The sequence below is a fragment of the Rhodococcus sp. C1 genome (assembly GCF_020809065.1).
GTDB lineage: Bacteria > Actinomycetota > Actinomycetes > Mycobacteriales > Mycobacteriaceae > Rhodococcus_F > Rhodococcus_F qingshengii.
The window spans coordinates 2940880-2964536 of the sequence record NZ_CP078080.1 but is presented as its reverse complement, the minus strand read 5'-3'; the positions used below and the strand labels follow the sequence as shown (position 1 = coordinate 2964536).

The following is a 23657-nucleotide window of genomic DNA, read 5'->3' as shown; positions in this document are numbered from 1 at the left end:
CCTGCTTGATGACGGATAACACCCGCACCCTGACGAGGGCTCGGATCGCCACTTCGGTGGCCTTCGGACTTCAAGGATTTCTGCTCGCCGCCATTCTGACGCAGCTGCCGCAGTACAAGGACTTGTTCGAGCTGAGCGAGACACTGGTTGTGGTTGCGGTTGTCACCGTGTCCGTCATCGCCGGGCTCGGCAGCGTGCTCGCCGAGATGCTAGCCGTGAGAACGTCGAGCAAGATGACCCTGCGAACTGGGCTCGCCGTCATCGCAGTCTTCGGCGGGGCAACCGGAATTGCGCCCAACGCAGCGATGTTCTTCGTCTTCCTGGCGATCTACGGCATCGGACTCGGCATGGTCGACGCGGCCGCCAACATGCAGGCAGTCTCGATCCAACACGCCAAGGGCCGCTTCATCCTCTCCTCGTTCCATGCTTCCTGGAGCGTCGGAGCGATTGTCGGCGCCCTGTTCATCTCTGCTACCGCAGGCCTCGACATTTCGATCCGCGTCACGCAGGTGATCGCGGGAGTTGTTGTCGGACTGATGCTTCTGGCCTTCGGCCCGCAACTACTCGATCGGTCCGAGTCTCCGGTTGCCGAGGCAAACATCACGAGCACCGCGAAATTCGCGGTACCCACCCGCGCCTTCGTCCTCCTCGGCGTCGCGATGGCATTGTTCTACGCGGTCGACTTCAGCGTCGGAAACTGGTCGACTCTGTACGTCAAGGACGAACTGCTCGCCGACGCCGGGACCGCTGCCCTTTCCGTGGCGGCGTATCAGATCGCGGCACTTGTCGCACGACTGACCGGGGACTACTGGGTCGGGAAATTCGGTGAGACCACCGTCGTGCGGATCGGCTCTCTCATCGGCGTAGTCGGTATGACAGTTGTCGTCCTCGCGCAATCTCCCGCCGTTGCCATCGCCGGGTTCCTCATCGTCGGGCTCGGGGTACCGGTGATCGCTCCGATCTGCTTCAGCGCTGCCGGCAGGATGGCTCCCCCGGATCAGGTCGATGCGGTGATCGCACGCATCAACCTCTTCAACTACGTCGGCACAGTCGTCGGCGGCGGCATCGTCGGCGCGGTCGCTGCCTTCAGTGACCTCCGAATCGGGTTCCTGATTCCGCTGGCGTTCTGCGCGATCTTGATAGTTCTTGCTCCCGCGTTCGCACCGAAACGAGCCACAACTCCGGTCGCCGAGAACGCCGCTTGAGCATTGCGCCCGAGGAAAGTGGTGTACTTGATCGACCGAATTGTGTGCACGAGAGGCAGAAACTGACGTGACGATCACCGTTGACCGGGCCGGGATCTGGGATTCCGAAGCAATAGCCGACGTGGCAGCGGTGACATTTCCACTGGCGTGTCCGCCGGACGCATCCGACGACGACATCAGTGCCTTCATCGACAACGTTCTCTCCGTCGACAAGTTCTCCGAGTACCTGACCGATCCGACACGAACCGTTCTCAAGGTCATTCGCGACGGTTCGATCGTCGGCTACGCGATGCTTGTCGACGACGAGCCCTCCGACCCGGACGTCAAAGCTGCTGTGACACTTCGCCCGACAACGGAACTGAGCAAGTTGTACGTGCTTCCGGGTAACCACGGAACCGGCGCGGCAGCATCCTTGATGGACGCGGTTGTCGACCACGCACGACGCAGCGGAAGTGCCGGGATCTGGCTGGGCGTCAATCAGGAGAACCTGCGCGCCCAGAAGTTCTACGCAAAGCACGGTTTCACACAGGTCGGCACGAAGACTTTCCTCGTGGGCGCACAACTCCACCACGATTTCGTGATGGAGCGCCCCGTCAGCTGACAGGCGTGCAGACTAGCCGGCCGCGACCTCGAAACGAGAAAGTGCGAGCAGACGCGAGGTCGCGCGCAAGTACTTCTTCTTGTACCCACCGGCGAGCATCTCGGGAGTGAAGATCTCGTCGAGGCGTGCGCCGGAAACGGTGACCGGGATGCTCGCGTCGTACAGGCGGTCGGCGAGAACCACGATGCGCAGTGCAACGGACTGATCCGTTGCCGGGTGGACACCGTCGATGAACACCGCCTTCACACCCTCGACCAGCTTGTTGTACCGCGACGGGTGCAGGGTGCTGAGGTGCTTGCACAGCTCGTCGAAGTTGTCGAGCGTGGCGCCGTCGATGGCGTCGGCCCGAGAAACCAACTCCTCCGAGGAGATGGGCTCGGGTGCGGGCGGGAGATCGCGGTGACGGTAGTCGGGGCCGTCGACGCGAATCGTCTCGAAGATCGAGCCGAGCTTCTTGATCTCGCGCAGGAAGTCCTGGGCGGCGAAGCGACCCTCCCCGAGCTGGCCGGGAAGCGTGTTCGACGTCGCGACGATGGACACGCCGCGCGCGGAAAGCTCCGAAAGGAGGCGGGATACGAGCATGGTGTCGCCCGGATCGTCGAGCTCGAACTCGTCGATGCAGAGAACGCTGTGGTCGGCGAGCGCTTCGACCGCCTTGTTGAAGCCGAGAGCGCCGACGACGTGTGTCAGCTCGACAAAGGTTCCGAAAGCCTTCGGCGACGGAACGCTGTGGAAGATCGACGCCAGCAAGTGAGTCTTACCGACACCGAACCCGCCGTCGAGGTACAGGCCGGCGCCGGTCGCCTGGGTCTTCTTGCCGAACAGTCCACGGCGTCCACCACTACGGATCTTGGTGACGCGCTTGGAGAATTCCTCGGCCTTGGCGACAGCAGCTGCCTGGCTCGGTTCCTTCGGATCAGGAATGTAGGACGCAAAACTCACCTCGTCGAACATTGCGGGAGGCACCATTTGAGCTACCAGTTGATCGGCGGGTACCACCGGGCTGCGATCGACAAGACGTTCATGCATCCGTCAAGGGTATCTACGTGATGTGATCTCTCATGTGCACCGTATGGATATTGCGACCTACTTCACACCAGGCCACGACGACGAACTCCGCGGCTTGTACGCCTATCCGGAGAACCTCTTGCAACCCTGGATGCGCGTGAACTTCGTTTCCAGCATCGACGGGTGCGTCTCCGTCGACGGAGTGAGCGGTGGACTGGGCACACCGGCAGACAAGTCGGTATTCGGGATCTTGCGCGAACTCTGTGACGTCGTCCTCGTCGGCGCAGGCACAGCGCGAGCCGAGAACTACGGGGGTGTGCAGGTCTCGGACGAAGCCCGGGCGCGACGAAAGGCGAGCGGCCTCGCTCCGGTCCCACCGATCCTCGTCGTCTCGGCGCACGCGTCGATCGACCCCGAAAGCCGACTCCTTCGCGATACCGAAGTTCCACCGATCCTTGTTGTCGGTCGCGACGCGGACTCCGCGGCAATTTCGGCGCTGAGATCTGCCGGAGCGCAGGTGGAGGTGACGGACTCACCGAACGTCACCAGCGGCGACATCGACAGGGCCTTGTCGGCTCGCAAGCTCCGTCGCGTGCTGTGCGAGGGCGGACCGTCACTTTTCGGGCAGTTGATCGAGGACAATGCCGTCGACGAACTCTGCATCACCACGTCACCTCAACTGGTGGGGAGCAAAGTCGGCCGAATCTCACTCTCCCCCAACGCAATGCCCACAGCCATGCGTCCCGCGCACATTCTCGGTGATACGGACGGCACGATCCTCACTCGATGGGTTCGTCAGCAGCCACGTCGGTGAACCTGGCACTCTGGTCGGCATGCGCAGAGTTGCTTTGATGGCCGTCGTCCTCGCGACGTGTTGTGCGTGCGGCGCCGGTCCGTCGCTTCGGCCCGCCGTCGCGGTCGAAGGCCGCACCGACGGCAGCCCTGCCCAGAGCGAGGGACCGTCGCCCGATGCGCCGCCGGTTGACCCTGGAGTCCCGACCGATGACATACCGTGGCGAGACTGCACCGGCACGTCACTCGCCGACCAGGCTCTCGCGGCGTCGAGCGCCGGCGTCATTCTCGAATGCGCGGAATTCAATGCCCCCATCGACGTGACCGGCGCCATCGACGGCAACTTCACTGCCGGCTTGACCCGCGCTCGGACCTCGTCGACGCCTGCCGACGCGTATCCGATCGTGTTCACATCGGGCACCGATCGTTCGTCGGGAAACTCTCTGGCCATGCTCGCCGCATCCAGCTTGAACACGGTTCTCACCGAACATCCCGTGGTTGCCCTCGATCGACGCGGAATCGACAGGTCCACCGCAATCGACTGCATGACGCCGGAAATTCGGCGTGGCCTTCACGATCTGGGCCAGTTCGACGCGGATTCCACCGGTGACGCCGCCGATGCGGTCGCGGCTCTCGGTCACGACGCCACCATTGCCTGCACGGACTACCTCGACCCTCAAGAACTGAAGTTCGGCGCCGACTCCGCAGCCGAGGACATCGACGCTCTACGTACACGGTGGGGCGTCGAGACCATCGCTCTGTGGTCTGCAGGGTCCGGCTCGGACATCGCGCTGAGCTATGCGGCAGCCCACCCGAACAACCTCGCGAGATTGATCCTCGATTCTCCCGCTCCGGTGGCCACCGACGCTGCGACCGAGGCCGAAAGCCGCGTGCAGGGCGAGGAAGCGGCATTGGCGGCATTCGCTCAGCGATGTGTGGCGCTGGGGTGCTCGCTCGGACCTGATCCGAAGAAATCGGTCACGGACTTGATGGAGCGCGCTCGCGCCGATGAATTCCAGCCGCTGTCCGCCGCTGCGGTGTCGAACGCGATTTCGGCCAGCCTGTGGACTGCCGGAACCAACCGTGAGCAGGAGACCCGCTCACTGTCCGACGCTCTGTCCGCGCTCGGTACCGGCAACGCTTCGCCGATTCGAGAGCGCGCCGCCCGGGCGGAGAACGAGGTGGACGGCGACGGCCAGTTCATCGGACGGTGCACCGACGGCATGCAATGGCCGGGCATCGGGCGTGCGCGCGAGCTTGCGGACACCTGGGGCACCAACTATCCGGTGTTCGGGCGAGAAGCCGCGCTCGGGTTGCTGGCGTGCGCCAGCTGGCCGTCGACCGCCAACTCCCCCCTGCCGAATCAGTTGAAGCCCCCAGTCCTCGTGCTGAGCGGTCAGGGTGACCCGGCCGTCGGGAACTCCGGACTCTCGACCGTCACCGGCGTCGTGACCAATGCAGGATCGCGCTTCGCAACTCTGGACTGGCAAGGTGCGGGTCACCCCGCGGCACAATCCACCTGCGCTCAACAGGCGATGCGCCTCTACCTCAGCGACGCCTCCCTGCCCAGTAACGGAAGCGTGTGCCCGGCCTGACTCGGGCGCTCGTCCACCACGACCGAAAAGGGGTGCATCCCCCGATCACACCCTGCTCCGGTGTACCGTGCCGAAGTGTTCCTTCGACAGCTCGAGCCGCGTACCGGGCGGACAACCCAACAAGTCGTCAACTTCGTTTTGTGGCCGATCGCCGTGATGACAGTGCTCAATCGTGTCATCGTCACAGCAGTCAACGGCGCCATCACCGATGACTTCCGACCGGTCTACAACGCCGCGCTGGCGTTCTGGAACGGGCGCGACGTCTACACCGCAGATTTCAACTCCGTAGACCCCCATTACCTGTACCCACCATCGGGTTCCTTGTTGATGGCCCCCCTGGCGATCCTCGATCCCGAGCGCTCACGGTGGCTGTTCATCGGTGTCAATGCCGTCGCCATTCTCGTGGCTCTCTACCTGCTGTTGCGCTTGTTCGACCTGACGATCAGTTCCATCGCGGCGCCGATTCTGGTGCTCGGCGCGTTCATGTCGGAGACGGTCACCAACACGTTGGTGTTCACCAACATCAACGGCCTCGTCCTGCTCGGCGAAGTTGCCTTCCTCCTGTTGCTGATGCGCAAGAAGGACCTGTGGGCCGGCGCCGCGATCGGTCTCACCATCGCAGTGAAACCCACTCTCGCGCCGCTGCTCCTGCTGCCACTCGTTCGCGGTCAGTGGAAGGTGTTCGTCACCGCCCTGGGCATCCCGTTCATTCTCACGGTCGTGGCATGGCCGCTGGCGTCGGATGCGATGGACTTCGTCCGCCGCACCGTGCCGTACCTGCTCGAATCTCGTGACTACTTCAACAGTTCGATTGTCGGAAACGGCGCTTACTTCGGTCTGCCCGAATGGTTGATCCTGCTCTTGCGCGTCGTGTTGGCCGCCATGGTCGTCGTTTCTCTGTGGCTTCTGTACCGCTACTACCGCAACGACGAACTGTTCTTCCTCACCACCGCGACCGGTGTGATCATGACCGCGTCGTTCCTGCTGCCCTCGCTCGGCCAGATGTACTACTCGATGATGCTGCTCCCGCTCCTGATGTCCGTGGTGCTCAAGAACTCGGTCATGCGGAACTGGCCGGCCTGGCTCGCCGTCTACGGCTTCATGACGTTCGACAGCTGGTGGTCGAACCGCTGGCCGACCTTCGGCCGGGCGGCCGAATACACCAAGAGCACCCTCGGCTGGAGCCTTCTGCTGATCGTGATCTTCTGTGTCCTCGGATACCGGTATCTGGTCGCGCGTCGAGAGGGCCGCTTGGATCGGGGAATCGATCCCGCGTACCTCCTCGATCCCCCACTCGATACCGTCTCACCTGCCGACGAAGCCGAAACGGCGACAAAGCATTAGCGTGGAGGCATGAGTTCTTCACACGATGGCATCGACAGCACACCTGAGGTCACGTACACCGAGAGCGAGTGGCGCGAAAAACTGACGCCGGAGGAGTTCGCCGTCCTGCGCCAAGCCGGCACCGAACGCCCCTTCGTCGGCGAGTACACCGACACCACCACGGAAGGTGTCTACTCCTGCCGGGCCTGCGGAGCCGAACTGTTCCGCAGCACCGAGAAGTTCGAATCGCACTGCGGGTGGCCGTCCTTCTTCGATCCGGCGGATTCGGATGCCGTGATCCTGAAAGAAGACAGCTCACTCGGGATGCGCCGCGTCGAGGTCATCTGCAAGAAGTGCCACAGCCACCTCGGTCATGTCTTCGAGGGCGAGGGATACCCGACGCCGACCGATCAGCGGTACTGCATCAACTCGATCTCGCTGGTCCTCAAGCCCGCTCAGTAGCCAGGTCGTGGGCTACCCCGTATCACTGGTAGCCCACGATTCGAGACTTTCCACTCAGAAGTCCCAGTTCAGCGCAGTCGGGCTCAGACCGGCCGCATTCAGGTCCTCGTTGCGAGCGACAAGTCCGTCTTTGACGGAACCGATCCCGCCACCGATCGCGCCGGAAGTGATGTCCGTCAACGCGGCGTCGCCGCCCGTGACTTCCTTCGTCACGATCGCAGCGGACGCTCCCGAGACCGCGTCGTCGAAGGCACCTCGCGCGATCTCCTGCAACCTCGAACCGGTCGGAAGCGGGTTCGGGTCAGGGCCGACACGATCCGGCGTCGTCTTCAACCCTCCGTTCGCAAGTCCCTTGATGAAACCGTCGCGCCCCTCGGTCACGACCTTGCCACCGTCGATCGACTGGCGATGATCCATCGTCATCTGCCCGAGTTGAATGGCGAGGCCGGAGAAGACGGCAGCGGCAGCTTCCACTGCCGCAGCCTCGATCACTCGTATCAACAATTGCTGCAACAACATTCGGACCGTGAGTGTTGTTGCGACCTCAGCCGCCACGACCCCGGCGGTACTGACACCCAGTGTCGGGACAGCAGCCGCCACCATGGCGGCAATCTCGAGCGCCAGTGCGCCCAGCGCCGCGAGGATCGACAGTTTGGTGTACTCGATGTCCGTGCCGGTATCGGTGCATGACTGACCCAGTTCGGCCGCGGCAGAGGACAACCGCTCGAAGACCTCCGCAACTCCCCCGGCCTCGGACCAATACCGAGACAACGAGTCGCCGGCTCGACCGTCGATCGATGCCAGTACTGCCTGCAATCCGTAACCACCGGCAGCGGCCGAAGCCTCGATCCGATCAGCCGCGCCTGACCAGGCATCACCCAACCTCCACAGTGCCGTTTCGTCTCCTTGCGGCCAGTCACTGCCCACCGCGACCGACGCAACCGCCTGTAACCAGCCTGGAATCTCGAGTCCCATCAGAGCCCACCCGCCATGTCGTCGGCAAGCGAGGTGTCGATCGATTCGAAACGATCGGTGATCTCGATCAGCGTGGCGGTCAATTCGCGCAGCGCGCCCGCGACCAGCGTCATCCCACCGACTGCTGACTCAGCACCGGGAACATATGCGCCTGAGAATGCGGATCCGAACTGGTCAGTGCCCCAGCAACCCTCTTCGGCGGCGACCACTGCGTCGAGAGCGCTCCGCGCCTCGTCCAGATCGGCAGCGACCACCGCGAAGGCTGGTGCAGCACTTTTCATCGCGGCCACATTCACGCCCAGCTCAGACATTGCCGGAGCTCCTCAGAACGGTGCGGTCCCAGTTCTCGTCGCAGGAAGCCGGTGTGGAGCTCGGACGAGGTTCGAGAATCTCGCGCAATCCGAGCACGCCCGGAACCAGGTCCGGCAAATCGATTCCGGCCGCCTCCGTGAGCGGCTTCGTCATCTCGGAAACCTGTCGGCGCATGTCTTCTGCCGCAGAGGTGGCCGTATCCAGAATCAGATTCCCCAACGCTGCCGGCGAATGCTTGGCGTAAGAACTCCCCGAGAGATCGACTCCCACCACCGCCCCCGAGGCGTCGACGACGATTTCCACGCTGCCGTCACTCGAACGCGCGCTCGCCGTCGCTCGAGCGATCCTCTCCTGCAAGTCCGCCAGCGATCGAGTCCGCTCCAACAGAACGTGCTGCATCGAATCGATCTGAGCCCGAAGTACTTCGACTTGCCCCCGCATCGAACCAACATCCGCTGCACTCACGATGGCCCCCACCTTCGATAGATCGTGACACCTGATTCAGGCGCTCACGAGGTTCGACGCGAGAGGTGGCCGATCGGTTCCGTCAGCGTGAACGAAGCACGGGCGGATCGAACGCCTTGACCGGCGGCAGGGCCCCGTCGAATTTCTCGATCTGCACCAGAACGTGCTGGCCGGTGCACCCGTGCGAGAGTGACGACGTACCGATGTCCGGTGTCAGAACGTTGGGATTGCCGTGCACGCACAGAGAGTCGGGATCGGCAGGATCGAGCGGGTCGTACCAGGCACCGGTGGAAAGTTGGACGACGTCGCTCCGCAAGTCCGAGTCGACGATCACACCAGCAAGGCACGCTCCGCGATCGTTGAACACCCGCACCACGTCTCCTGCCGAGACGCCGCGCGCGGCCGCTGCATCGGGGTGCATACGAATCGGCTCGCGTCCCTGAATCTTCGACGCCTGGCTCGCAGCGCCGTGATCGAGTTGGCTGTGCAGACGCGTCTTGGGCTGATTGGCGATCAAGTGAAGCGGGAATTGCGAGGCTCGCGGTCCACCCAGCCACTCGTCGGGCTCGTACCAGCGCGGATGGCCGGCGCAGTCGTCGTAGCCGAAGGACTCGATGGTCTCGGAGAAGATCTCGATCTTCCCACTCGGAGTCGAGAGCGGATGTTTCTCGGGATTCTCACGGAAGTCACCGAAGAGCACGAGGTTGTCTTCGGTTCGCATCCGGTAGTGCCCTTCTGCCCAGAAGTCCTCGAACGTCGGTGTGTTGCCGCCGTCTGCATCGACGAACGGCCGCCATTGACCGTAGAGATGCTCGATCCACTCCTGTGAGGATCGCCCCTCGGTGAACTGTTCCCCGAATCCGAGCGCAGAAGCGAGAGCGGCAAACGTGTCGTAGTCGTCACGCGAGTTCTCGAAAGGTGGAACGACCTGCTGCATCGCGACCAGAAGCGGGTCGTTTCGATTGCAGCTCAGGTCATTTCGTTCGAGCGAGGTGGTCGACGGGACAACGATGTCGGCGTTGCGGGCCATCGGCGTCCAGTACGGATCGTGAACGACGATCGTGTCCGGACGCGCAAATGCCCGTCGCAGCCTCGGGAGATCCTGATGGTGGTGAAACGGATTGCCACCGGCCCAGTAGACCAACCGGATGTCGGGATAGGTCAGGCGTCGGCCGTCGTAATCGAACTCCTCCCCGGGCGAAAGCAGCAGGTCGGAAATCGCGGCTACCGGAATGAAATCCGACACCGGATTCACACCTTGCGAGAAGGTCGGCAAGGGATACGGCACCGGAGCCAGACCCGGCTCGTTCATCGAACCGTAGCCGTGCCCGAAACCTCCACCCGGAAGCCCGAATTGGCCGAGCATCGCTGCGAGTGTCACGCCCATCCACGGTGCCTGTTCACCGTGTTTGATGCGTTGCAACGACCACGTGACGGTCACCAGCGTCCGGCCAGACGCCATTCTCCGAGCCAGGTCGGTGATGAACTCCGCCGACACACCGGAGATCTTCTGCGCCCAGCGCGGATCCTTCGGTACACCGTCGGAACATCCGAGCAGGTAGTCCTCGAAGCGTTCGTAACCGACGCAGAAACGGCCCAGGAAATCGCGATCGTGCAGGTCCTCCGACGCCAGGACAAACGCCAGGGCAAGCATGATTGCAACGTCGGTTCCCGGAACGGGTGCGATCCACTCGCAGTCACCCTCGACGTCGTCACGCAACGGACTGAAGGAGACGATCTTTCCGCCGCGGGCACGAAACGCGTCGAGCGCCCCGCGCGTCGGATGATCACTCGTACCACCGGCATTGACTCCGGTGTTCTTGATCGGCACTCCCCCGAACGAGACGAGGAGATCGGAGTGCTTCGCGATGACGTCCCACGACGTGGAGCGCGCGAACAACTTCCAGTGCGTTCCGACCACACGCGGCATGATGACGCCGGTGGCACCGAGCGAGTAGCTGTGAACTGACTTGGTGTATCCACCCAGCTGATTCAGAAATCGGTGAACTTGGCTCTGCGCGTGATGGAATCGGCCGGCGCTGGCCCAGCCGTACGAGCCGCCGAAGATCGCGTTGTTTCCGTGCGCGTCGACCACGCGACGCAGTTCACGCGAGAGGAGTTCGGTCAGTTCGTCCCAGGAGACCGAGACGAATTCGTCGGCTCCACGTCGGTCGCTGGGACCCGGCCCGTTCTCGAGCCAACCCCGACGCACCGCCGGGCCCGAAACACGAGCCCGACTGCGCACCGAACCGGCGAGGTTCCCGAGCATCGGCGAAGGATTCGCATCACCCTCGTACGGATGCACGGCGGTCACCTCGCCGGCGACCGATTCGGCGGTGAACATTCCCCAATGGGACATGTGTTGACGACGCCGGTTCGGTGCAGTTGTCACAGGAACTACTTTCGAAGCAGATCAGGGAAGGGAAAGGACCAGCTTCTCGATGTCCACGCGCGGGCCGGTGAAGAACGGCACCTCTTCGCGAACGTGCAAGCGAGCTTCGGTGGCACGTAGATCGCGCATCAGATCGACGATACGAATGAGCTCGGGTGCTTCGAACGCGAGAATCCACTCGTAGTCCCCCAGGGCGAAGGCCGGGACCGTGTTGGCGCGAACGTCCTTGTACGAACGAGCAGCCATACCGTGATCGGCGAGCATCTTGCGACGCTCCTCGTCGGGGAGCAGGTACCACTCGTACGAGCGGACGAACGGGTAGACGCAGATGTAGTCGCCCGGATCCTCACCCGCGATGAACGAGGGCACGTGGCTCTTGTTGAACTCCGCGGGGCGGTGCACCGCCGAGTTGCTCCAGATGGGAGCACTGGCCTGTCCGAGGACGGTGGTGCGACGGAAATCCGCGTACGCGGCCTGCAGTTCCTCGATGGTGGCCGCGTGGGTCCAGATCATGAAGTCCGCGTCGGCGCGCAGGCCGGCGACGTCGTAGATCCCGCGAACCACGACGCCCTTGTCTTCGAGACCCTCGAAGAACAAGCGGGCGTCCTTGACCGCAGCTTCCCGATCATCGCCCAGCACACCGGGTTCCACCTGGAACACGGAGAACATGAGGTAGCGGATTTCAGAGTTCAGTTTGTCGAAATCAAGGCGTGCCATGGGTCTATCGTGCCACTCGCTCGAATATCCGTGTAGCCGCCGTCGTGCCGACTGCGACACACGCCGGAACCCCGACGCCGTGCAGCCACGACCCGGCCAGGGCGAGGCCGTCGAACTGCGTCATCCCGGACTCGATTTCAGCCACGATTTCCGTGTGACCTGGGGCGTATTGGGGAAGACCTCCGTGCCACCGCTGTACGAAGGTCGCGCCTGGCTCCTCGGTGATTCCGGTCACGGTCTCGAGATCGGCGCGCGCGAAGTCGATCAACTCACCATCCGACCGGTCGACGATCTCCGATGCACCGAATCGACCGAACGACACCCGAACGAGGTGCTCACCGCGATCAGCGAGGTGTGTCCACTTTCGGCTCGACAGCGTGAACGCCTTGGCGGTCAGGTCGGCGTCGGTGGCTACCAGGATCCCTGAATTCTGCGGAAGTTCGACCTGCCCGGACAACCGGAGCGCCACCACCGCGGACGACGCCAGTTCGATCCGAGCGACGGTACTCGCAACATCCGCATCGACTCCGGCCAACAGCGCCGCCGCGCGCGGCGCCGGGACGGCCAGAATCACCGCGTCGACGCTTCCGAGCGGATCGACGTTCCAACCAGCCCCGTCGCTGCGCAACCCAGAAGCCTCGCCACGGACGAAGGTCGCGTCGGCGGCCTGCTGCAACGCATCGAGCAGGATGCCGTACCCGTCTCTGAGCGCTCCGAACACCGGCCCCGGTGCAGGCGTCGGCAATGCGGCTGCGACTGCATCCGTGAGGCTCCGAGAGCCCGCATCGAGGGCCGCAGCGAGTGTCGGCAAAGCTGCACGCACGCCGATGGTCTCCGCCAGCCCCGAGTACACCCCACCGAGAAGCGGATCCACCGATCGGCTGACCACCTGATCACCGAATCGCTGCGAAACCAGTTCGGCAACACTGCAATCGGAACCGCGGGTCCACTCCAGCGGGACGCCGGCCTCGGCCGCTATGCGCGCCAGGGTCTGCTCGTCGACAAGATCTCGAACCGACTCCGCCGAAGCCGGGATTCCCATCAGGGTTCCGGTCGGCAACCGATTCAGTGAGCCCTGAGACCAGATCAACGGACTCAGGCCCGCGGGATAGACGATCTGATCGGTCAGTCCCAGCTCGGCGAGAAGCGCGGGAACCTCGGGCCGACGAGCGATGAAAGCCTCGGCACCGATGTCGATCGGTCCGCCGCCCAGATCAATCGTTCGCAGCTTCCCGCCCAGCCGCGGTGAGTCGTCGACGATCGTGATGTCCGCTTCGGAGCCCAGACTGCGCCGAAGCCGGTACGCGGCAACCAGACCGGAGATTCCGCCTCCGATCACCGCGACCGACGGCCGAGTCGTTGTCACAGCGAGTGCACCAGCTCCACCGCCGAGGTGATCGCCGTGGGATCGGTGTCGGGAAGAACTCCGTGGCCGAGGTTGAAGATGTGGCCGATGGCACCGGCCTCGATCGCGCGGTCCCCTTCGGCGGCGATCCGGCGCACCTCACGATCGATCACCTCGGGGCCCGCGAACAGTACGGCGGGATCGAGATTGCCCTGCAGCGCCTTACCCGGACCGACACGACCAGCCGCGACGTCGAGCGGAATCCGCCAGTCGACACCCACGACGTCGGCGCCTGCCTCCCCCATCGCGCCGAGAAGTTCACCGGTGCCGACACCGAAGTGGATACGCGGGACGCCGGCAGCGGCAACCTCGGCGAACACTCGCTCGGAATGCGGGAGAACAAATTCCCGGTAATCGGCCAGCGAGAGCGCGCCGGCCCACGAGTCGAACAGCTGGACCGCGTCGACGCCCGCCTTGAGCTGCGCCTGCAGGAAGCAGATCGTGGTGTCGGCCAAGCTTCCGAGCAACGCGTGCCAGGTCTTCGGATCGGAGTGCATGAGCGCTTTGGTCTTCTCGTGGTTCCGGCTCGGACCACCTTCGACCAGATACGACGCCAGAGTGAACGGCGCTCCGGCAAAGCCGATCAGCGGCGTGGAGCCCAACTCGGTGGTGAGAAGCCGAACGGCCTGCGCGATTGCGCCTACCTCTTCGGGGACCAGTCGCGGAAGTGCTGCAACGTCGGCGATGGAGCGAATCGGATTGGCGACCACCGGTCCGACGCCGGCAACGATGTCGAGATCGATTCCTGCGGCTTTGAGTGGAACGACGATGTCCGAGAACAGGATTGCCGCGTCCACGTCGTGACGGCGCACCGGTTGCATCGTGATCTCACAGACCAGCGCCGGATCGAAACAAGATTCCAACATGCCGATCCCGGCGCGGATCTCGCGGTACTCCGGCAACGAACGCCCGGCCTGACGCATGAACCACACCGGCCGTCGACTCGGAGTGCGTCCGGTCGCCGCGGCAAGCAACGGTGCGTGGGGCAAGACTCGCCGAGCGCTGTACTCCGCCGACCCGGTAATGCCTGAATTCATGTTGTCCAACCCGCTCATCAGTCCTCGCGCTCTCCGCCAACGTGTGTCTTCGATCGACTCAATGCTGCCACGTCCCACACTCGGGATCGGACACCCGAGCGGTTCGTGAGCGCCCACACACCCGAGCCACACTCGGTCGGCGCGCCTCCACCTCCCCGCCCGCATCCCCGACTAACGTCCTGACCTGTGACGACATCCGGATCGACAGCCGACCCGGCCGAGTTCCGTGCCGCCGTGGAGGCGATGACCGCTGCGCGGGTTCGGCCCGAGATAGAGGTCGGTCCCATCCGCCCGCCGCAGCGTCTCGCTCCGTACAGCCACGCGGTGGGGGCCGAGGTTCTCCACCCGGACTCCGACGTAGTGGCCGAGCAGTCCGAAGGTGACGCTTTCGGCCGCCTGATCCTGTTGTTCGATCCGGACGGCGACGAGGCGTGGAACGGCACCATGCGGTTGGTGGCGTATATCCAGGCCGATCTCGACGAAGCCGTCGCCGCGGATCCACTACTTCCCGAAGTAGCCTGGAGTTGGCTGGTGGACGCTTTGGAGGCCGGACCGGAACCTTTTGTGGCCCTGGGCGGTACGGTCACAGCCACAACTTCCGTGCGGTACGGCGACATCGCCGGGCCTCCGCGAGCCCATCAACTGGAGTTGCGAGCGTCCTGGACTGCAACTTCGTCCGAATTGGCTCACCACGTCGAGGCTTTCTGCGAGGTTCTCGCGTACGCGGCGGGGCTTCCGCCTGCCGGGATAACCACGCTGTCGCGGCAGAACGACTAACTCTGTCACTCGTTTGAGCATTCCCCCGGAAAAATACTAGAACCTGTTCTAGAATGAGTCATGCAACGTCTCAGCGGACTCGACGCGACCTTCCTCTACTTGGAAACACCGACCCAGCTATTGCACGTTTGTGGACTTGTCCTGCTCGACCCCACGACCATCCCGGGCGGCTACGACTACCGGAAGCTGCTTCGCGAGTTGGACTCGCGAATGGCCACCATGCCGACCTTCCGGCGCAAACTCAAAGATTCCCGTCTCAATCTCGACTACCCCGTGTGGGTCGACGATCACGATTTCGACATCGAGCGGCACTGCCATCGGACCGCGGTACCTGCTCCCGGCACACACGCGGAACTGGCAGAGCTCGCCGGACACATCGCGAGCCAACCGCTGGATCGTTCCCGACCGCTGTGGGAGATGTGGGTCATCGAGGGACTTGCCGACGGACAGATCGCCGTCATGTCGAAGATCCATCACAGCGCTGCCGACGGTGTCACCGGCGCGAACATCCTGGCTCAGCTGTGCAGTCTCGAACCGGATTCACCGGCGCTCGTGGATCCCACCGCACAGGGTGCGGGCGACGCGGGAACGCTGGACATCGCCATCGGCGGACTCATGGCCGTCATCGCCCGACCCGCAAGAATTGCCCGTCTGGTCCCCGGCGGAATCGCCATGCTCCCGAAGTGGGTGACGCGTGCGCGAAAGGGTGAAGCGATGCCTGCTCCGTTCACCGCGCCGCGGACCTCGTTCAACGGCGCGATCACCGGTCACCGCAACGTCGCGTTCAGCCAACTCGATCTCGCGAAGGTCAAAGCCGTCAAGGACCGTCACGGCGTCAAGGTCAACGACGTGGTTCTCGCGCTCTGCGCCGGGGCACTGCGTAAGTATCTGGAGGACCGGGACGAGCTGCCGGAGGACTCCCTCGTCGCCATGGTGCCGGTGTCGGTCCACGGCAAATCCGATCGTCCGGGCACGAACCAGATCTCGGGCATGTTCACGCAACTCGGCACCCAGATCGCCGATCCGGTCGAACGCCTGCACGCGATCAGCGATTACAACGCCACCTCGAAGAACCACAACGAGGCTCTGGGCGCGAACATGCTCCAGGACTGGTCGCAGTTCGCTTCGCCGGCGGTGTTCGGCGCCGCCATGCGCGTGTACTCGTCGCTCAAACTCGCCGAGCGTCACCCCGTCGTGTCCAACCTGGTCGTGTCGAATGTGCCTGGACCGCCGGTCCCGCTCTACTTCCTCGGTGCCCAGATCAAGGGAATGTTCCCGCTCGGCCCGATCTTTCACGGAGCAGGTCTCAACGTGACGGTGATGTCTCTCGACGGAAAACTCGACGTCGGCATCGTCAGTTGCTCCGATCTGGCACCCGAATTGGACCAGCTCGCGCAAGGTTTCGGAGCCGCACTCGACGAACTGTTCGACGCTGAGGTGACAACCCCGGCCCCGACTGCGACGTAGAGTCAGTGACCATGTCCGAAGTCACCGATGATGCAACCGAGCCCACCTCCGACGTAGTTCCGCTGCTCGTTCCGCGTGACGGAGTTCCGGACGTCATCACCACTGCCGCCGGTGTCGCCGACGCCGCGGCCGCGCTGGCCTCCGGCCACGGCCCGCTCGCCGTGGACGCCGAGCGCGCATCCGGATTCCGCTATTCGGCACGGGCGTACCTGATCCAGCTTCGACGCGAAGGAGCAGGATCGTTCCTGCTCGACCCGATTCCGACAGCGCAAGACCTGCAGCCGTTGGCCGAGGTGATCAACCCGTTGCAATGGGTGCTGCACTCTGCCGATCAGGATCTCCCCGGCCTCGCCGAACTGGGCCTGACGCCGGCCGAGCTGTTCGACACCGAACTGGCCGGACGACTGGCCGGGTTCGAGCGAGTCGGACTCGCCGCGATCGTGGAACGAACCCTGCGAGTGGAACTTCGCAAGGGTCACGGGGCTGCGGACTGGTCGACACGTCCGCTGCCGGACGCCTGGTTGAACTACGCCGCCCTCGACGTCGAAGTGCTTCTCGAACTGCGCGACGCAATGGAAGCCGAACTCGAATCCCAAGGCAAGCTCGAGTGGGCGAAGGAAGAGTTCGAGTACATCCGTCTGGCCGGCCCGCCCAAGCCCAAACCGGACCGCTGGCGTCGTACGTCGCACATCACCTCACTCAAGACCACCCGTCAGTTGGCGGCGGTACGGGCGCTGTGGCAGGCGCGCGAGGATCTCGCACGCAAGCGCGACGTGTCTCCGAGTCGGGTTCTTCCTGACTCCGCGATCATCGATGCCGCTCTCAAAGATCCTCGGTCGTTGGACGCGCTCCGCTCGCTTCCCGTCTTCGGCGGACCACGTCAACGCCGTTATTCGCGTATCTGGATGGATGCACTGGAAGCCGCGCGGAAGCTCCCCGACAGCGAGCTTCCGCCGAAAACCCCGCCCATCGTCGGGCCGCCCGCTGCCGGTCGCTGGGCCCGCCAGGATCCAGCGGCGGCTGATCGGTTGACCGCGGCGCGCGCAGCCCTGTCGGACCTGAGCAAAGAGGTTTCGGTGCCCGTGGAGAATCTGCTCCAACCCGACCTGGTCAGGCGCCTGTGCTGGGACTGGAAACTGGAACCCGACTCGGACATCGCCGAAGTCGAGAGTGCGATCGAGACCAAGCTCACTTCCGGTGGCGCACGTGGCTGGCAACGCACTTTGACCGTTCCCGTCCTCGCCGAGGCACTGAACTCCGTGGTCCCGGCCGAGCCCGAAGTGGAAGAGCCGGAATCCTGACCTGACCCCGGTGTGAGGTTGGAGCAATTCGGCACGTTAAGTTACCGGTCAGTAATGGGCAGTAGTACGCTCGATACGAGGCCGGACGCCTGGCCGTGATCGCCGAACCAACGTCTCACCGCCCTTCGGTGCGGTGGGCAGCTCCATCAGGAGGAATTCGCGTGGCTCCATCCACAAACAACCAACGCAACGTCGTCTTCGTCGACGGCATTCGCACCCCGTTCGGCAAGGCCGGCCCGAAAGGCATGTACGCCGACACGCGCGCAGACGATCTCGTCGTCAAGGCGATTCGTGAGCTGCTTCGCCGCAACCCGCAGCTCGATCCCGCACGGATCGACGAAGTTGCCGTTGCAGCCACCACGCAGACCGGCGACCAGGGCCTGACCATCGGCCGCACCGCTGCGATCCTCGCCGGTCTCCCCGAAACCGTTCCAGGATTCGCCATCGACCGCATGTGTGCCGGCGCGATGACCGCCGTCACCACGACCGCGTCGGGCATCGGCTTCGGCCAGTACGACGTCGTGATCGCCGGTGGCGTCGAGCACATGGGTCACCACCCGATGGGTGAGGGCGCAGACCCCAACCCGCGTTTCCTCGCCGACCGCCTGGTCGACCCGAGCGCCCTCGTGATGGGTAACACCGCCGAGAACCTGCACGACCGGTTCCCGACCATCACCAAGGACCGCACGGACGCCTACGCCGTCAACAGCCAGAACAAGTACGACGCTGCCAAGAAGGCCGGCTTCATCGCCGACACCCTGGTCCCCGTCGCCACCCGCAGTTCCGCGGGCTGGGGTCTGGCCACCGAAGACGAGCCGCCGCGCCCCGGAACCACCGTCGAAGATCTCGCGAAGCTCAAGACGCCGTTCCGCCCGGCCGGACGCATCACCGCCGGTAACGCAGCCGGACTCAACGACGGTGCCACCGCAGCACTGCTCGCCGGTGAGGACACCGCAGCCGAGCTCGGCCTGCCGGTCGGCATGCGCATGGTGGGCTTCGCCTACCAGGGCGTCGACCCCGCCGTCATGGGCATCGGCCCGGTTCCCGCCACTGAGAAGCTGCTGGCACGCACCGGCCTCAAGATCGAGGACATCGGACTCTTCGAGATCAACGAGGCGTTCGCCGTTCAGGTCCTCGCGTTCCTCGAGCACTACGGAATCGCCGACGACGACCCGCGCGTCAACCAGTGGGGCGGCGCCATCGCGTGTGGCCACCCCCTCGCTTCCTCGGGCGTTCGCCTGATGACGCAGCTCTCCCGCCAGTTCGCGACGCGTCCCGACGTGCGCTACGGCTTGACCACCATGTGCATCGGCCTCGGCATGGGCGGCACCGTCATCTGGGAGAACCCGAACCACGCTGACTACCAGGCAGGAGTTAACTAAATGTCTGATATTGCAACAGCATTCGCCGACGAGGTCGTGACGAACGCCTACACGAAGATCATCTCGGTCCCCGGCATCGAGGGCCCGTTTGCACTGATCACCCTCGACAACGGCTTCGACCACACCAAGCCGTCGTCCTTCGGTCCCGGCGGACTCGCAGCATTCGACGCCGCCCTCGACGAAGCCTTTGCCGCCAACCCGGTTGCCATCGCCGTCACCGGCAAGCCCTTCATCTTCGCCGCCGGCGCGGACCTCAAGGGTGTTCCCGCGATCACCTCTCGTGAGCAGGGACTCGAGCTGGGCCGCTTGGGCCACAAGGTGTTCCGACGCCTGCGTGAGTCGTCCGTTCCCACGTTCGCCTTCATCAACGGTATCGCTCTGGGCGGCGGCCTCGAGGTCGGACTGCACAGCCACTACCGCACGGTTGCCGCCAATGCGGGCGCACTGGGTCTTCCGGAAGCATTCCTCGGTCTGGTCCCCGGTTGGGGCGGAACGCAGTTGCTCCCCAACCTCGTCGGCCCGTCGAACGCCGTCACCGTGGTTATCGAGAACTCGCTGAACCAGAACAAGGTGCTCTCCCCCAAGAAGGCACTCGAACTCGGCGTCGTCGACGTCGTTCTCGATTCCGCCGACTTCATCGAGCAGTCCCTCGCCTGGGCGTCGCAGGTCCTCGCCGGCACAGTGACCCCCGCTCGCCCCGAGATCGATCGTGGCCAGGGCTGGGACGACGCGATCGCTCGTGCGAAGGCGATCGTCGACGGCAAGACCAAGGGCAACGCTCCCGGCGCCGTCAAGGCCGTCGAGTTGCTCGAACTGGCTCGCAGCACCGACATCACCGATGCCGCCTCGCTCGACAAGGGCTTCGCGGCCGAGGACGAGGCTCTTGCCGACCTCCTCCTGACGGACGAACTCCGGGCTGGTCTGTACGCCTTCGATCTGGTGAACAAGCGCGCCAAGCGTCCCGCCGGAGCACCCGACCGCTCGCTCGCTCGTAAGGTCAGCGGCGTCGGCATCGTCGGCGCCGGCCTCATGGCCAGCCAGCTCGCGCTGCTCTTCGTCCGCCAGCTCAAGGTGCCGGTCATCCTGACCGACATCGACCAGGAACGCATCGACAAGGGTGTCGGCTACGTCCACACCGAAATCGAGAAGCTCCAGGGCAAGGGACGCCTGTCCCCCGACGCTGCGAACCGCCTCAAGGCGCTCGTCTCCGGCTCCCTCGACAAGGCCGCGTTCGCCAAGACCGACTTCGTCATCGAAGCCGTCTTCGAGAACATGGACGTCAAGAAGAAGGTCTTCGCGGAACTCGAGCAGTTCATCGCTCCCGAAACCATCCTCGCCACCAACACGTCTTCGCTCTCCATCACGGAGATGGCGTCCGGCCTCGAACATCCCGAGCGTGTGGTCGGCTTCCACTTCTTCAACCCGGTGGCCGTTCTTCCCCTCCTCGAGATCATCAAGGGCAGCAAGACCGATGATGCCACTCTCGCAACGGCTTTCGCCACCGCGAAGTCGCTGAAGAAGTCCGCCGTCCTCTGCGGCGACAAGGCCGGCTTCGTCTTCAACCGCCTCGTCACCCGCACCTTGGGTGAGGTCATGTCCGCCGTCGACGAAGGCACCCCCTTCGACGTCGCAGACAATGCCATCGCCGAACTCGGCATGCCCATGTCGCCGTTCACCTTGCTGGCCCTCGTCGGACCCGCAGTGGCACTGCACACCGGTGAGACCCTGCAGGAGTCGTACCCGGACCGGTTCAAGAGCTCACCCGGACTCGAAGCACTCGTCGAGGCCCGCAAGCCCGGCGTGTGGACCTGGGGCGAGAACGGTCAGGCCGTCGACCCCGAGGTCGCCGCACTGTGGCCGCAGGGTGACAAGGTGTCCACCTCGGAAGAGGTCCTCGAGCGCACACGTCGTGCATTTGCCGAGGAAATTCAGATCATGCTCGACGAGGGCGTCGTAGCGGCAGCCGAGGACATCGACCTCTGCCTGCTGCTCGGCGGCGGATTCGGATTCTGGAACGGCGGCATCACGCCGTACCTGGACCGCACCGGCACCTCCGAGGCCGTCAACGGCAAGCGCTTCCTCGCGCCTGGTGTTGCCAGCGTCTGAGTCAGTCGATCGACCCGTCACGGACGGCGTGCCCTCGGGTACGCCGTCCGTGGCGTTCTGCAGGCTCAGAATAGGGTTCCCACATCGTCTTTCACGATGTTCTCGAGCGCACGCTCCGCGACGGCGGCGATAGTCATCGACGGATTGCACGCAGCGGAGTTTCCCGGCAGCAGAGCGCCGTCGAGCACGTACAACCCCCGCTGGCCCAGAACCCGCCCATCAAGATCGCACACCGAGTTCATGCAGGCACCGCCGAGGGGATGCCACGTGGACGGCAGTATCGCGTTCGTATCGGTGAGCAGTCCTCCTGCCGCGATCTGCTGGGCCGCAGGTCCGATGTGGCCTTGCTGGATCGCAGAGTCGCCATCACTCGGCCAACGGAGCACCGCCTCACCCCGCGCCGAGTCGTACACGAACCGACCTCGGTCGCGGCTCACACCGAATCCGACCATCACCGTGCTGTGAGCGTCGAACGCAACGGGCGGGAACGACGCCTGAATGACGGTGAACGCGTTATGCGGGTCGTCCCAGTTCCGGCTGCCGTAGACGACCGGCCCGCCCTGCGTCGCGCCGAAATTCTCGGCGAGATCCGACCAGATGTAGATCCGATCGGCATTGGTCCCCCACCCTGCGCCGAGCTCGTCCGGCAGATCCGTGATCCGCCCCGTTGCCGCGGCGCGGACCAGGAGTTTGGTGGTGTTCATGCTGCCGGCAGCCATGACGAGCGCATCCGTCGTCAAGATCTTGTTCTCGAGAATCTTGCCGGAAATGTCGGTCCGGTCCACGTACACGCGCCACCGTCCGTCGGCGGACCGCTCGACATCGGTGACCTGGTGCAGAGTCTCCACATTCACCAATCCGGTCGCTTCCGCAGCCGCAATGTAGGTGACATCCACCGAATGTTTGCCACCGTTGTTGACACCGAGCGCGCCGTCACCGTTGGTGTAAGACGGCTTCATCTCACCCCTCAGTTCGGCCAACGCGAAGTTCCAGTCGATCGGCATCGGAATCTTCGACACGGGTAGACCGGAACGCGTTGCGTTACGCGCGAATACACGTGCCGCCTCGTAGTTCGGGCTGGAAATCAGTTCGTCTGGTGCAGTTTCCACTTGCAGCATCCGCGCCACCCGCGGGTAATGGACGCGGCCCATTCGTGCGTAATCGAGCTCCTCCGGAAAGTGCGTGTTGAAGACCGCTTCTTCCGGTTGCAGCGTCATCCCTTGGTACACAAGCGATCCGCCGCCCACACCGGCTGCGCAGATCGCGGTCATGTTCTCACCGGTCACCGTCTCCAACAAACCCGCGTATGGCTCGAAGATCGCCGGCCTGCCGAACAGAGTCGGGTTGGACTGATGCCAGAGGATGCGCTTGTCCGGGCTGGCGGGGTGCGGGAAAGTTTCGGCATTCGGCCCGGTCTGCCACCGAATCCCTCTCTCCAGCAAAGTGACCGGAACCCCCGCCTCGGCCAGGCGAAGTGCCGTCACCCCGCCGCCGAACCCCGATCCGATAACCACGACACGGTGCACTTCACGTGTCAGCGGAATCCCTGTTGCAGCCCTGGCAGTGCGTGGCGCCATCATCGCGACTCCCACGGCGGCCGTACCGGCCAAGAACGATCTACGTTTCACTCCGGACATGACTGGTGCTCCCTCGAAGAATGTCGCCAGAGAATTCCGGGCACGCCAAAACTAGACACTCTGACGCTCGAGTGTCAAGGTTTTGGCGGAGCAGGCAAGGAACTACGAGGTCGACCGGATTGCGGGCCCGAGCCACCTCGAGAGAAAGGCCCGTAAGGAGTCGTCGGAATGTACGAGGTCACTGTCGAATGCAACAACCGAAAGCCCCAGTCGCACGGCAATTTCCACTATCTCATCCAACTCCGCCTCGGTGGCGAGGCCACGTTCGACCATAGGGGTGAGCATCTGACCAGCGAAAGGTATTGCTCGACTCATCATTTCGAGATCGAAGACAGGGTTTCCCCGCTCGGCGAGGAGCAGAGTCGCGAGCACCGGGTGAGCACGCACGGCAGTTCGCGCGGCAACGATGAATTCGACGACGTAATCACACGCCGTGTCGACCGACTCCACCTGTGCCGTGATCTCCCCGAGAACCTCGACAGCGAGACCGCCCATCGCCTGGGAGACGACCTCTTCACGTGTGCCGAAAATCGAGTACACCGTCTGGCGCGAGACACCGGCCGCGGTGGCAACTGCGGCAATGTTCACAGCCTCGAATCCGCCACCTTCGATCAGTCCGAGGGCGGCGCCGAGAATCTTCTGCTGTGATCGCACGAGGAAAGTATTGCCCACCGAAACGGTGCACTGAGAAACGCGGT

21 protein-coding genes are annotated in these 23657 nt (G+C 64.1%); 11 read left to right on the top strand and 10 right to left on the bottom strand.

The window, feature by feature from the left end; genetic code table 11:
- The first annotated feature begins 8 nt into the window (after positions 1-8).
- Together KTR60_RS13710 and KTR60_RS13705 are read left to right on the top strand one after the other, a co-directional pair.
- Positions 9-1205, top strand: coding sequence for an MFS transporter (locus KTR60_RS13710; protein WP_007732911.1), 1197 nt, complete (start codon positions 9-11; stop codon positions 1203-1205).
- A 67-nt stretch (positions 1206-1272) separates the two neighbouring features.
- Positions 1273-1806 carry a GNAT family N-acetyltransferase gene (locus tag KTR60_RS13705; RefSeq protein ID WP_007732909.1) on the top strand — a complete coding sequence of 178 codons (534 nt, stop codon included), beginning with the start codon at positions 1273-1275 and terminating at the stop codon, positions 1804-1806.
- A gap of 12 nt (positions 1807-1818) precedes the next feature.
- On the opposite strand, the gene zapE is transcribed toward KTR60_RS13705, so the two are convergent.
- Positions 1819-2835, bottom strand: coding sequence for a cell division protein ZapE (zapE, locus tag KTR60_RS13700; protein ID WP_003942629.1), 1017 nt, complete (start codon positions 2833-2835; stop codon positions 1819-1821).
- A 43-nt stretch (positions 2836-2878) separates the two neighbouring features.
- On the opposite strand from zapE, the gene KTR60_RS13695 reads away from it, so the two are divergent.
- From KTR60_RS13695 to msrB, 4 genes are read left to right on the top strand one after another with little or no spacing between them, the layout of a single operon-like run.
- On the top strand, positions 2879-3628 hold the full coding sequence (locus KTR60_RS13695; RefSeq protein ID WP_228402226.1) for a pyrimidine reductase family protein: 750 nt from the start codon (positions 2879-2881) through the stop codon (positions 3626-3628).
- Between the two features lie 19 nt (positions 3629-3647).
- On the top strand, positions 3648-5201 hold the full coding sequence (locus tag KTR60_RS13690) for an alpha/beta hydrolase (protein WP_228402225.1): 1554 nt from the start codon (positions 3648-3650) through the stop codon (positions 5199-5201).
- A gap of 60 nt (positions 5202-5261) precedes the next feature.
- Positions 5262-6545 carry a glycosyltransferase family 87 protein gene (locus KTR60_RS13685; RefSeq protein ID WP_228402224.1) on the top strand — a complete coding sequence of 428 codons (1284 nt, stop codon included), beginning with the start codon at positions 5262-5264 and terminating at the stop codon, positions 6543-6545.
- A gap of 9 nt (positions 6546-6554) precedes the next feature.
- Positions 6555-6986, top strand: a complete 432-nt coding sequence (msrB, locus tag KTR60_RS13680; RefSeq protein WP_003942631.1) for a peptide-methionine (R)-S-oxide reductase MsrB — start codon at positions 6555-6557, stop codon at positions 6984-6986.
- 54 nt (positions 6987-7040) lie between these two features.
- On the opposite strand, the gene KTR60_RS13675 is transcribed toward msrB, so the two are convergent.
- The 7 genes from KTR60_RS13675 to hemE form a co-directional block, all read right to left on the bottom strand.
- A complete protein-coding gene (locus tag KTR60_RS13675; protein WP_007732900.1) occupies positions 7041-7961 on the bottom strand; it encodes a hypothetical protein in 921 nt (306 codons plus the stop codon).
- Positions 7961-8272, bottom strand: a complete 312-nt coding sequence (locus tag KTR60_RS13670) for a hypothetical protein (RefSeq protein ID WP_003942588.1) — start codon at positions 8270-8272, stop codon at positions 7961-7963. The genes KTR60_RS13675 and KTR60_RS13670 overlap by 1 nt, the downstream gene beginning before the upstream one ends.
- Positions 8265-8738, bottom strand: coding sequence for a YbaB/EbfC family nucleoid-associated protein (locus tag KTR60_RS13665; RefSeq protein WP_228402223.1), 474 nt, complete (start codon positions 8736-8738; stop codon positions 8265-8267). The genes KTR60_RS13670 and KTR60_RS13665 overlap by 8 nt, the downstream gene beginning before the upstream one ends.
- Before the next feature lie 82 nt (positions 8739-8820).
- A complete protein-coding gene (locus KTR60_RS13660) occupies positions 8821-11097 on the bottom strand; it encodes a molybdopterin guanine dinucleotide-containing S/N-oxide reductase (protein ID WP_228402277.1) in 2277 nt (758 codons plus the stop codon).
- Positions 11098-11151: 54 nt separating this feature from the next.
- A complete protein-coding gene (gene hemQ, locus KTR60_RS13655; protein WP_003942644.1) occupies positions 11152-11847 on the bottom strand; it encodes a hydrogen peroxide-dependent heme synthase in 696 nt (231 codons plus the stop codon).
- A gap of 4 nt (positions 11848-11851) precedes the next feature.
- Positions 11852-13213: a protoporphyrinogen oxidase gene (locus KTR60_RS13650; protein ID WP_081557797.1), complete on the bottom strand. Its 1362-nt coding sequence runs from the start codon at positions 13211-13213 to the stop codon at positions 11852-11854.
- Positions 13210-14307, bottom strand: coding sequence for a uroporphyrinogen decarboxylase (gene hemE, locus KTR60_RS13645; protein ID WP_162113571.1), 1098 nt, complete (start codon positions 14305-14307; stop codon positions 13210-13212). The genes KTR60_RS13650 and hemE overlap by 4 nt, the downstream gene beginning before the upstream one ends.
- A 168-nt stretch (positions 14308-14475) precedes the next feature.
- On the opposite strand from hemE, the gene KTR60_RS13640 reads away from it, so the two are divergent.
- The 5 genes from KTR60_RS13640 to KTR60_RS13620 all read left to right on the top strand — a co-directional run bounded on the left by KTR60_RS13640 (position 14476) and on the right by KTR60_RS13620 (position 21322).
- Complete coding sequence (locus KTR60_RS13640) at positions 14476-15066, top strand: DUF3000 domain-containing protein (RefSeq protein WP_003942604.1); 591 nt, start codon at positions 14476-14478, stop codon at positions 15064-15066.
- A 60-nt stretch (positions 15067-15126) separates the two neighbouring features.
- Positions 15127-16533: a WS/DGAT/MGAT family O-acyltransferase gene (locus tag KTR60_RS13635; protein ID WP_003942594.1), complete on the top strand. Its 1407-nt coding sequence runs from the start codon at positions 15127-15129 to the stop codon at positions 16531-16533.
- Between the two features lie 11 nt (positions 16534-16544).
- Positions 16545-17834 carry a ribonuclease D gene (locus tag KTR60_RS13630; protein WP_050656618.1) on the top strand — a complete coding sequence of 430 codons (1290 nt, stop codon included), beginning with the start codon at positions 16545-16547 and terminating at the stop codon, positions 17832-17834.
- A gap of 161 nt (positions 17835-17995) precedes the next feature.
- Positions 17996-19216: a thiolase family protein gene (locus tag KTR60_RS13625; protein ID WP_003942598.1), complete on the top strand. Its 1221-nt coding sequence runs from the start codon at positions 17996-17998 to the stop codon at positions 19214-19216.
- Positions 19217-21322, top strand: coding sequence for a 3-hydroxyacyl-CoA dehydrogenase NAD-binding domain-containing protein (locus KTR60_RS13620; protein ID WP_228402222.1), 2106 nt, complete (start codon positions 19217-19219; stop codon positions 21320-21322).
- Positions 21323-21387: 65 nt separating this feature from the next.
- Here the strand turns inward: KTR60_RS13620 and KTR60_RS13615 are convergent, their stop codons facing one another.
- Positions 21388-22959, bottom strand: coding sequence for a GMC oxidoreductase (locus KTR60_RS13615; RefSeq protein WP_228402221.1), 1572 nt, complete (start codon positions 22957-22959; stop codon positions 21388-21390).
- 102 nt (positions 22960-23061) lie between these two features.
- Positions 23062-23613, bottom strand: a complete 552-nt coding sequence (locus tag KTR60_RS13610; protein WP_003942617.1) for a TetR/AcrR family transcriptional regulator — start codon at positions 23611-23613, stop codon at positions 23062-23064.
- Positions 23614-23657: the final 44 nt, after the last annotated feature.

Excerpts from the sequence above, each read along its gene's own strand:
- KTR60_RS13675 (WP_007732900.1), bottom strand. The coding sequence starts at position 7,961 with ATGGGACTCGAGATTCCAGGCTGGTTACAGGCGGTTGCGTCGGTCGCG.
- hemQ (WP_003942644.1), bottom strand. The coding sequence starts at position 11,847 with ATGGCACGCCTTGATTTCGACAAACTGAACTCTGAAATCCGCTACCTC.
- KTR60_RS13690 (WP_228402225.1), top strand. The coding sequence starts at position 3,648 with ATGCGCAGAGTTGCTTTGATGGCCGTCGTCCTCGCGACGTGTTGTGCG.
- KTR60_RS13620 (WP_228402222.1), top strand. The coding sequence starts at position 19,217 with ATGTCTGATATTGCAACAGCATTCGCCGACGAGGTCGTGACGAACGCC.
- zapE (WP_003942629.1), bottom strand. The coding sequence starts at position 2,835 with ATGCATGAACGTCTTGTCGATCGCAGCCCGGTGGTACCCGCCGATCAA.
- KTR60_RS13710 (WP_007732911.1), top strand. The coding sequence starts at position 9 with ATGACGGATAACACCCGCACCCTGACGAGGGCTCGGATCGCCACTTCG.
- KTR60_RS13615 (WP_228402221.1), bottom strand. The coding sequence starts at position 22,959 with ATGTCCGGAGTGAAACGTAGATCGTTCTTGGCCGGTACGGCCGCCGTG.
- KTR60_RS13660 (WP_228402277.1), bottom strand. The coding sequence starts at position 11,097 with ATGTCCCATTGGGGAATGTTCACCGCCGAATCGGTCGCCGGCGAGGTG.
- KTR60_RS13630 (WP_050656618.1), top strand. The coding sequence starts at position 16,545 with ATGTCCGAAGTCACCGATGATGCAACCGAGCCCACCTCCGACGTAGTT.
- msrB (WP_003942631.1), top strand. The coding sequence starts at position 6,555 with ATGAGTTCTTCACACGATGGCATCGACAGCACACCTGAGGTCACGTAC.
- hemE (WP_162113571.1), bottom strand. The coding sequence starts at position 14,307 with ATGAGCGGGTTGGACAACATGAATTCAGGCATTACCGGGTCGGCGGAG.
- KTR60_RS13635 (WP_003942594.1), top strand. The coding sequence starts at position 15,127 with ATGCAACGTCTCAGCGGACTCGACGCGACCTTCCTCTACTTGGAAACA.
- KTR60_RS13695 (WP_228402226.1), top strand. The coding sequence starts at position 2,879 with ATGGATATTGCGACCTACTTCACACCAGGCCACGACGACGAACTCCGC.
- KTR60_RS13670 (WP_003942588.1), bottom strand. The coding sequence starts at position 8,272 with ATGTCTGAGCTGGGCGTGAATGTGGCCGCGATGAAAAGTGCTGCACCA.